The following is a 6,965-nucleotide window of genomic DNA, read 5'->3' as shown; positions in this document are numbered from 1 at the left end:
AGCAGTGCTTTTATTCTTGCTCAGGTTGCGGATGACGCTTCCGCGTATCAAATAAAGTCTAGAATTTAAAAAGAAAAAGCCAGTCAGTTTCTTAACTGACTGGCATTAACCCGAAGGTGCTGTTTTAGCGCTGCATCTTAGTGGTGATGGCGGCGGTGTTTTTTGTATTTGCGCTGCTGCTTTTTCTCATAAGCTTTATCTTTTGAAATTTTATTGCCTAAAGCTGCGCCGCCTGCAGAGCCGGCCGCTGCGCCGATATAGCCGCCATTGGTGCCGCCCATGCTCTTGCCTACAGTATAGCCCGCGCCGCCGCCTAAAGCGCCGCCAATAGCAGATTCTGTACGGTTGCGCTTATCGCTTGCAGCAGCTGCGCCGCCCGCACCGCCTAAGGCTGCGCCAATCGTTGCGCCGGTTGTGCCGCCCATATTTTTACCGATTGCTGTGCCTGCTACGCTGCCTAAGGCGCTGGCGGCCGCGACGCGGGTTGTGCTGTCAGCATGCGCGCTGACGGTAAATAAAGATGCCGCTGCCAGCGTGGCGCTGAGCAAGATCGCGTTCAGTTTCATGGTGCACTCCATGTCCAATGCATTCGGACTGTTGTAATTTATTTGATGGGGCAAATCTAACAAAAGGATTCTCTGAAAATGTGGAGAGTCATCTGCAAAATGCTGTGCTTTAGTTTCCGCATTGTGTCGCTTTGTAACAAATGCCGGAAATCAGATTTAAAAGTGATCAATGCCGGGCCGCTGCGCAGTTTTTGACTGCCGGCATGCAGCTGCTTTAACGGGCTGCCGGCGCAATGCATCTATTGTAGATGCGCGTGTTCAGCCTGCCGCCGGATTTGCATGCCCTTGAATAAGTTTCAGCTTGGCGCAAGCAATAAAGATGTCATTTAAAACCCAGAATCGGTAAACTAGGCGCAATTTTTTAGCTTTATCTGTTCAGGCCTGCGCCTTGGAACAGGCTGTATTGAGATATTTTGAATAATGAAAGAATCGCTGCGCTTACGCTTAGATCAGCTGTCTGACCGTCACGAAGAATTAAATGCCTTGCTTGCAGATGTCGAAGTTATTTCTGACAATAAGCGTTTCCGCCAGCTGTCGCGCGAGCACAGTGACCTGAGCGAAATCACTGAAGTATGGCGCAAATACCGGCAGGCGGAAGAAGATATTGAAACTGCGGAAGCCATGCTGTCTGATCCTGACTTTAAGGAAATGGCGCAGGAAGAGATTAAGGAAAATAAAGCCTTAATTGAACAGCTGGAAGCAGATCTGAATATTTTGATGATTCCGAAAGACCCGAATGACGCCAACTCTGCGTATTTGGAAATCCGCGCCGGAACCGGCGGCGATGAAGCGGCGATTTTCTCCGGCGATTTATTCCGCATGTACAGCAAGTATGCAGAAGCGCAAGGCTGGCGTTTGGAAATCCTGTCTGAAAATGAAGGTGAGCACGGCGGCTATAAAGAAGTGATTTGCCTGATTAACGGCGATGGGGTTTATGGCCGGCTGAAATTTGAAAGCGGCGCGCACCGCGTGCAGCGCGTGCCGGCAACCGAGTCGCAAGGCCGTGTGCATACCTCGGCATGCACTGTGGCGATTCTGCCTGAAATTGATGTAGATACCACGGTCGAGATCAATCCATCTGAACTGCGCATTGACACTTACCGCGCATCGGGCGCAGGCGGCCAGCACATTAACAAAACCGACTCTGCGGTGCGCATTACCCATATTCCTACCGGAACGGTGGTGGAATGCCAGGATGAGCGTTCACAGCATAAAAACAAAGCCAAAGCGCTGGCTTTGCTGGTGTCTCGCCTGGAAAATGCCAAACGCGCGGCAGCTGATGCGGCGACGTCTGAAATGCGCCGCGACTTGGTCGGTTCAGGCGATCGTTCAGAGCGCATCCGCACTTATAACTATCCGCAAGGCCGCATGACCGATCACCGCATTAACCTGACTTTATACAAGCTAGATGCGGTCATGGAAGGCGACTTAACTGAACTGCTGGACAGCCTGCACCGTGAATATCAGGCTGATCAGCTGGCATTATTGGCACAGCAGAATGGTGGTTAAATGAATATTGCACAGGCCTTGGCTTTACGCGGTGAACCTGAAAGCTATGAGCGTCAGGAAAACGCATGGCTGCTCGAACACATCACCAAAATTGATGCTTTTGATCTGGTTATGAAAAAGGATCAGGAGCTGACCGCAGCGCAGGAACAGCAGTATACCGCCAGTTTGGCGCGGATTGCCGCCGGTGAGCCGCTGGCTTATGTGACCGGGTCGCAGCCGTTTTGGACGCTGGATTTAAAAGTCACCAAAGATACGCTGGTGCCGCGCCCGGATACCGAAGTGCTGGTCGAAACCGTCCTGCATCTGGATGTGCCTGAAGATGCGCGCATTGTGGACTTGGGCACAGGCACAGGCGCGGTCGCGCTGTCGATTGCCAGTGAGCGCCCGGATTGGGCGGTGACGGCAACGGATATTTATGAACCGACTTTGGACGTGGCGCAGTTTAATGCTGAAAAGCATGATTTAGAGCATGTACGGTTTGTCTGCGGTTCCTGGTTTAAGCCTTTGGGCCGTGAATTTTTTGATGTGATTGTCTCGAATCCGCCGTATATCGACGCTGAAGATGCGCACATGCAGGACTTGGCTACAGAGCCTGAACGCGCTTTGGTGGCGGACAAGCATGGCTTGGCGGATTTGGAACAGATTATCCAGCAGGGCAAAAAGCATTTGACCGTGAATGGCTGGGTGGTGCTGGAGCATGGCTATGATCAGGGCGATGCAGTGCGCCATATCTTTACCCAAGCCGGCTATAAGCAGGTGCGTACCGTGAAGGATTACGGCGGCAATGACCGCGTGACTTTGGGGCAATGGCCGCATTAAAGGCGGAAAATCTCCTTTTAAAAAATAAAATGCCAGTCAATTGCTTCATTGACTGGCATCAGGCCTAATGGCCGCCTTCAGGTTTGGGCAGCATTACATCGGATAATCCCGCAGGCTGTCCGGCACATCGACCTGATGGAAAGCGCCTGTTTCAACTGCAAGGCAATACGCGACGATTTTTGCAGTTGCTGCTGCAAATGCCTCGTCTTTCAAGTCTGCGCCGGCCTGAATGGCTTCGGCGGTTTCCGCCTGAATATCCAGCGCATGCGCAATATCAGCAGCGTCAGCGCGCATGAAAAATGCAGACACAATATTTTGCAGATCAATATCCGCGACATTCAGCAGCTCTTGGCTGAACTGCGCGTCGCATTGTTCTGCAGGTGCAAATAGGGAATTAGAGAAATTCTGTACCAAGCTTTGCTCGAGTACGTCCATCATCTTAAGCATGGAGAGGCCTTTGAGGGTGATTTAAAGGGAGTGGAGATACAGCCAAAAATAAGCAAAAATTGCTTTAAAGTGGGTGAAAAATAACCTAAATTCAGGCTAAAGGCAATCAATCCCCGATGACTGTCCAGTTAGTTTTTCTAGGTCTTATAATTTACTGATAATCAACGTTAATTTTTTAACATTCGGTTCAGCCGGCAGGCTGTTTAAGAAGGCCCGCAGTCCCTGAAATTTATCCGGCATTGTTTTGCCGGTATGCGCCCGGACTGACGCCTGTCCATTTTTTAAAGGCGCGGTGAAAGGCGCTGGCATCCTGAAAATTCAAGTGCTCACTGATATCCTGCAGGGTTTTATGGCGCTGTTCCAGCAGGCTGATAGCCAGATCGCGCCGTATTTCATTTTTCAGCTGCTGGAAATGCATGCCTTCCTGCTTTAAGCGGCGCTGCAGGGTGGCTTCAGATATCGTGAACTGCTGCGACAGCGCGCCCAGTTCCGGCCATTCAGCGGGTACCGTCTGCATAAACAGCCTGCGGATCTGGTGGCTTAAAGCATTCGGGTTTTTAAAGCGCACCAGCAGGTTGTAAGGCGTATGCTGAATAAACTGATGCCAGGATTTTTTATCCTGTTTCATTGGAATATTCAAATAGCCGGCATCAAACTGAATATAGTTTTCATCGGCGGCGTACTGAATATCATCGCAGAAGCGGGTTCTGTAGTCGCTGTCATCTGCCGGCGGGCTGCATTTCAGCTGGATGCGGTTCAGCACAATGCGCTGCCCGCTCAGCCAGCACATCAGGCCGTGCACCAGCATTAAATAGGCAGCATAGCTGAACATGCGCTTCGGCTGCTGCGCATCCTGAATCACAATATAGGCGTAGTTTTCCTGCACAAAGCTGCTGCTGCTGAAGTCATCCAGAATCAAATTCAAAAACTGCAGGATCTGCTGCAGCGCTTTGCCTAAATTTTCTGCGTGCAGCAGGGATTTTGATAAAAAAGTGTAGCTTCCTCTGCGCATGGGATGGCTGTCCATACCGAAAAATTCATCATTCATGGCATCGGCCAGGACAATCCACAGCTGCGCGTATTGAATTACAGAAACGCGGGCCTTTTCTGACAGAAGCAGCTCCGGGGCAATGCCGGCCTGCAGCAGCAGTTCCGCTGCATTAAAGCCGCGCTGCTGCGCTGCCAGCAGTGCTTCATTGACTAAGCTGATTGAAATGGTGCCTTTAAAATAATCGCTGTCCAAGCCTGTCATCCATGCTTTATTTTTTCTATTGTCCAAATACATCACTCAAGATGCAGCATTTGGAAATTGTACTGAATTTATTCTGTGTTTACTCTGTGGCTTAAGTCGAATTTTAAAAACATGCTTAAAGGGAAAATTAAAATGAAAATTCAAGGAAAAGTCATTGTCATTACCGGCGGCGCATCCGGCTTGGGCGCGGCTACGGCGGCGCATTTGGCCGGGCAAGGCGCGAAAGTCATTATGGCGGATATGAATCAGCAGCTGGGCGAAGAACTGCAGCGCAGCCTAGGTGAACAGGCTGAATTCGCGCAGCTGGATGTGACGGATGACGCAGCTGCTGCAGCCTTTTTTCAGCATGTGGAAAAAAAATACGGCCAGCTGAACGGCCTGGTGAACTGCGCCGGCATTGCGCCTTCCGCCAAAGTACTGGGCCGTGACGGCCTGCATAGCTTGGAAATGTTCCAGAAAGTTTTGAATATTAATGTTTCAGGCACTTTCAATATGCTGCGCCACGCCGCCAGGCTGATGGCGAAATATGAACTGCAGGCGGGTGAAGAAGACCGCGGCGTCATTGTGAATACCGCTTCTGTGGCGGCTTTTGACGGCCAAATCGGTCAAGCCGCCTATGCTGCCTCTAAAGGCGCTGTCGCGGCGATGACGCTGCCTTTGGCGCGCGAATTGGCGCGCGAAGCAATCCGGGTGATGACGGTTGCGCCGGGCATTATGGAAACGCCGATGCTGAAGGGCATGCCGCAAAATGTGCAGGATGCTTTGGGCCAGATGGTGCCGTTTCCGCCGCGTTTGGCCAAGCCGGAGGAATTTGCGCAGCTGGTCGGGCATATTTTTGAAAACGGCTATCTGAATGGCGAAGTGATCCGCTTGGATGGCGCGATCCGCATGCAGCCGAAATAGCTGGCTGCATTTTTCATTGATTGGCTGCAAGCCGATTGATCAAGCCAGCGGGCTTTCAATAGCGGTGATCTTTCTTTCTGCAGGATCAGAAGGGACAAAAATCCTTTGCAGCGCAGCAGCCGCTGTAAAGCATTTAAATGATAGGACAGGGATAAAATATGATTTTAAATGATGCGCAAAAGATGGTTCAGGATATGCTGCGCGACTATTCGCAGGCGAAGCTGAAGCCGACCGCAGCGGAGCGCGATAAAACCGCGCGTTTTCCTGCGCAGGAGCTGGAAGAGCTTGGCGCGCTGGGCGCTTTGGGCATGACGGTTTCGGAAGAATGGGGCGGTTCAGGCATGGACTATGTTTCGCTGGTGCTGGCGCTGGAAGAAATCGCTGCCGGCGATGGGGCAATTTCCACCATCGTCAGTGTGCAGAACTCATTGCCCTGCGGCATTACCCAGCGCTACGGCACTGCAGAGCAGAAAAAGAAATATCTGACGAAACTGGCCACCGGCGAAATGCTCGGCTGCTTCTGCCTGACTGAACCGCAGGCCGGTTCAGATGCCAGCGCGCTGGAATGCCAGGCGGTGCGCGACGGTGATGAATGGGTCATCAATGGCATCAAGCAGTTTATTACCACGGGCAAGCATGCAGATATTGCGCTGGTCTTTGCGGTAACCGACAAAGCCGCCGGCAAAAAGGGCATTTCATGCTTTTTAGTGCCGACCGGGGCGCCGGGCTATATTGTGTCGCGCATTGAAGAGAAAATGGGGCAGCACTGTTCCGACACCGCGACCATTATTTTTGATGACTGCCGCATTCCTGCAGACCATTTGCTGGGCAATGAGGGCGACGGCTATAAAATTGCCTTATCTAATCTAGAGTCTGGCCGTATCGGCATTGCAGCGCAGTCGGTGGGCATGGCGCGGGCGGCATTGGATGCAGCTGTGGAATACGCCAATGAACGCAAGGCCTTTGGGGTGAATATTGTGCAGCATCAGGCTGTGGCTTTCCGTCTGGCGGATATGGCGACGCAGATTGAAGCCGCCCGCCAGCTGGCGCTGCATGCAGCTGCGCTAAAAGACGCTAATTTACCGTGCTTAAAGGAAGCTTCTATGGCCAAGCTGTTTGCTTCGACCATGGCGGAAAGGGTCTGTTCAGATGCCATCCAGATTCACGGCGGCTATGGCTATGTATCCGATTTTCCAGTCGAACGCATTTACCGTGATGTGCGCGTGAGCCAAATTTATGAAGGCGCATCGGATATTCAGCGCCTGGTGATTGCGCGGGAAGTTGCTAAGGCCTGAGGGATCGGACTTTAATCGATGCTCAAAGCCTGCAGTGATATTGAGGGTTATGGAAACGGCAGGCGCCCTCTGAACATATTTTTCTAAGCTTATTATTTATAAAACAGCGCCTAGCGGCTTAGGCGCAAATCTCAGTACTGGATGTACAGGCTGCGCTTTTGAACACAAAAAAGC

At 51.6% G+C, this 6,965-nt stretch carries 7 protein-coding genes; 4 read left to right on the top strand and 3 right to left on the bottom strand.

Going from position 1 to position 6,965, the window contains the following annotated elements; genetic code table 11:
• Positions 1-137: 137 nt before the first annotated feature.
• A complete protein-coding gene (locus RSA72_RS06125; protein ID WP_332623479.1) occupies positions 138-566 on the bottom strand; it encodes a hypothetical protein in 429 nt (142 codons plus the stop codon).
• A gap of 420 nt (positions 567-986) precedes the next feature.
• Here RSA72_RS06125 and prfA point away from each other — a divergent pair, with 420 nt between their 5' ends.
• Both prfA and prmC read left to right on the top strand, forming a co-directional pair.
• On the top strand, positions 987-2,075 hold the full coding sequence (gene prfA, locus RSA72_RS06120; RefSeq protein WP_332623481.1) for a peptide chain release factor 1: 1,089 nt from the start codon (positions 987-989) through the stop codon (positions 2,073-2,075).
• Entirely contained in the window at positions 2,076-2,894 is an 819-nt protein-coding gene (prmC, locus tag RSA72_RS06115; RefSeq protein WP_332623482.1) for a peptide chain release factor N(5)-glutamine methyltransferase, read from the top strand. It begins immediately after the preceding gene.
• A 93-nt stretch (positions 2,895-2,987) separates the two neighbouring features.
• On the opposite strand, the gene RSA72_RS06110 is transcribed toward prmC, so the two are convergent.
• Both RSA72_RS06110 and RSA72_RS06105 read right to left on the bottom strand, forming a co-directional pair.
• Positions 2,988-3,341, bottom strand: a complete 354-nt coding sequence (locus RSA72_RS06110; RefSeq protein WP_332623483.1) for a hypothetical protein — start codon at positions 3,339-3,341, stop codon at positions 2,988-2,990.
• A 229-nt stretch (positions 3,342-3,570) separates the two neighbouring features.
• Positions 3,571-4,626 carry an AraC family transcriptional regulator gene (locus RSA72_RS06105; protein ID WP_443098286.1) on the bottom strand — a complete coding sequence of 352 codons (1,056 nt, stop codon included), beginning with the start codon at positions 4,624-4,626 and terminating at the stop codon, positions 3,571-3,573.
• Between the two features lie 99 nt (positions 4,627-4,725).
• Between RSA72_RS06105 and RSA72_RS06100 the strand changes: the two genes are divergently transcribed.
• Both RSA72_RS06100 and RSA72_RS06095 read left to right on the top strand, forming a co-directional pair.
• The gene (locus RSA72_RS06100; protein ID WP_332623485.1) at positions 4,726-5,496 is read left to right on the top strand and encodes an SDR family NAD(P)-dependent oxidoreductase; all 771 of its coding nucleotides are present in this window, start codon (positions 4,726-4,728) and stop codon (positions 5,494-5,496) included.
• Between the two features lie 158 nt (positions 5,497-5,654).
• Positions 5,655-6,791: an acyl-CoA dehydrogenase family protein gene (locus RSA72_RS06095; protein ID WP_332623486.1), complete on the top strand. Its 1,137-nt coding sequence runs from the start codon at positions 5,655-5,657 to the stop codon at positions 6,789-6,791.
• The last annotated feature ends 174 nt before the right edge of the window (positions 6,792-6,965 follow it).

It is taken from the genome of Acinetobacter sp., from assembly GCF_036659555.1.
GTDB lineage: Bacteria > Pseudomonadota > Gammaproteobacteria > Pseudomonadales > Moraxellaceae > Acinetobacter.
The sequence above is the reverse complement of the archived record's forward strand: the minus strand, read 5'-3'. Positions and strand labels throughout refer to the sequence as shown.

Bases quoted from the DNA above. Each gene is read 5' to 3' on its own strand.
- RSA72_RS06125 (WP_332623479.1), bottom strand. From the start codon at position 566: ATGAAACTGAACGCGATCTTGCTCAGCGCCACGCTGGCAGCGGCATCT.
- RSA72_RS06105 (WP_443098286.1), bottom strand. From the start codon at position 4,626: ATGTATTTGGACAATAGAAAAAATAAAGCATGGATGACAGGCTTGGAC.
- prfA (WP_332623481.1), top strand. From the start codon at position 987: ATGAAAGAATCGCTGCGCTTACGCTTAGATCAGCTGTCTGACCGTCAC.
- RSA72_RS06100 (WP_332623485.1), top strand. From the start codon at position 4,726: ATGAAAATTCAAGGAAAAGTCATTGTCATTACCGGCGGCGCATCCGGC.
- prmC (WP_332623482.1), top strand. From the start codon at position 2,076: ATGAATATTGCACAGGCCTTGGCTTTACGCGGTGAACCTGAAAGCTAT.
- RSA72_RS06110 (WP_332623483.1), bottom strand. From the start codon at position 3,341: ATGCTTAAGATGATGGACGTACTCGAGCAAAGCTTGGTACAGAATTTC.
- RSA72_RS06095 (WP_332623486.1), top strand. From the start codon at position 5,655: ATGATTTTAAATGATGCGCAAAAGATGGTTCAGGATATGCTGCGCGAC.